The organism is Gluconacetobacter asukensis, from assembly GCF_014174375.1.
In the GTDB taxonomy this organism is placed as follows: Bacteria; Pseudomonadota; Alphaproteobacteria; order Acetobacterales; family Acetobacteraceae; genus Gluconacetobacter; species Gluconacetobacter asukensis.
In genome coordinates, this window is sequence record NZ_JABEQE010000046.1 from 1 (window position 1) to 1,682 (window position 1,682).

At 70.1% G+C, this 1,682-nt stretch carries 1 protein-coding gene; it reads right to left on the reverse strand.

Annotated elements, in window-relative coordinates; all coding sequences use genetic code 11:
- On the reverse strand, positions 1–1,682 hold a 1,682-nt coding region (dxs, locus tag HLH35_RS19620; RefSeq protein ID WP_182980733.1), incomplete at both ends, for a 1-deoxy-D-xylulose-5-phosphate synthase.

A 1,682-nucleotide genomic window follows, 5' to 3' on the forward strand; every position in this document is an offset into this window, starting at 1 on the left:
GGGCGGAAGCGGACGCTGTCGAGCAGGCCGGTGCGCGCCAGATGGTGCATGACATAGGCACCGAATCCGCCTTCCGCACCTTCCTCGATGGTGATCAGCACCGCGTGGTTGCGGGCCAGGTTCTCGATCAGCGCGGTGTCGAGCGGCTTGGCGAAGCGGGCGTCGGCCACCGTGGGGGCCAGGCCCTGGGCGGCCAGGATATCGGCGGCCTTCAGCGCCTCGGCCAGGCGGGTGCCCAGCGACAGGATGGCGATGCCGCCCTTCTCGCGCCCGGCCTGACGGCCCATTTCGCGGACGATGCGGCCCCGGCCGATCTCCAGCACGCTGCCTTCCTCGGGCAGGGCCAGGCCCAGACCATTGCCGCGCGGATAGCGCAGGGCGATCGGGCCGTCATCGAAGGCGCAGGCGGTGGCCGTCATGTGCAGCAGTTCCAGCTCGTCGCTGGGGGCCATGATGGTCATGCCGGGCAGGCAGCCCAGATAGTTGATGTCGAACGAGCCCGCATGGGTGGCGCCGTCGGCGCCGACCAGGCCGGCGCGGTCGATGGCGAAGCGCACCGGCAGGTTCTGCAGCACCACGTCATGCATCACCTGGTCGTAGGCGCGCTGCAGGAAGGTGGAATAGATGGCGCAGAACGGGCGCAGCCCCTCGGTGGCCATGCCGGCGGCGAAGGTGACGGCATGCTGCTCGGCAATGCCGACATCGAAGAAGCGGTCGGGATACGCGCGGGCGAAGGCGTCGAGCCCGGTGCCCGACGGCATGGCGGCGGTGATGGCGACGATGCTGTCATCCTGCTTCGCCCGGCGCGTCAGCTCGCGGCTGAAGACCGAGGTGTAGCTGGGCGGGCCGGGAGGGGCCTTGGTCTGCACGCCGGTGACGACGTTGAACTTGGCCACCGCGTGATATTTGTCACCCGCCGATTCGGCCGGGCGGTAGCCGCGGCCCTTCTCGGTGATGATGTGCAGCAGGATCGGGCCCTTGTCGTCGGCGTCGCGCAGGTTGCGCAGGATCGGCACCAGCTGGTTGAGGTCGTGGCCGTCGACCGGGCCGACATAATAGAAGCCCAGCTCCTCGAACAGCGTGCCGCCGGTGATCATGCCGCGCGCATATTCCTCGGCCTTCTTGGCGGTGCGCTCCAGCCGCTCGGGCAGGCGGCGGGCCACCTTGCCGGCGAGGTCGCGCAGGCCGAGGAACTGGCGCGAGGACATCAGCCGCGACAGGTAGTTGGACATGGCGCCGACCGGGGGGGCGATCGACATTTCATTGTCGTTCAGCACCACGATCAGCCGCCCGGCGCCGGGGCCGGCGACCGAGGCGTTGTTCATCGCCTCGTAGGCCATGCCGGCCGAGATCGAGCCGTCGCCGATCACCGCCACCACGTTGCGCTCGCGGTAGGAGGGGTCATGCTCGGCGCGCAGATGGTGCGCCACCGCCATGCCGAGGCCGGCCGAGATCGAGGTGGAGGAATGGGCGGCGCCGAACGGGTCGTATTCGCTCTCGCTGCGGCGGGTGAAGCCCGACAGGCCGCCGGGCTGGCGCAGGGTGCGCACGCGCTCGCGCCGGCCGGTGAGGATCTTGTGCGGGTAGGCCTGGTGGCCGACATCCCAGATGATCCGGTCGTCGGGGGTGTCGAACACCGCGTGCAGCGCCACCGTCAGTTCCACCACGCCCAGCGAGGCGCC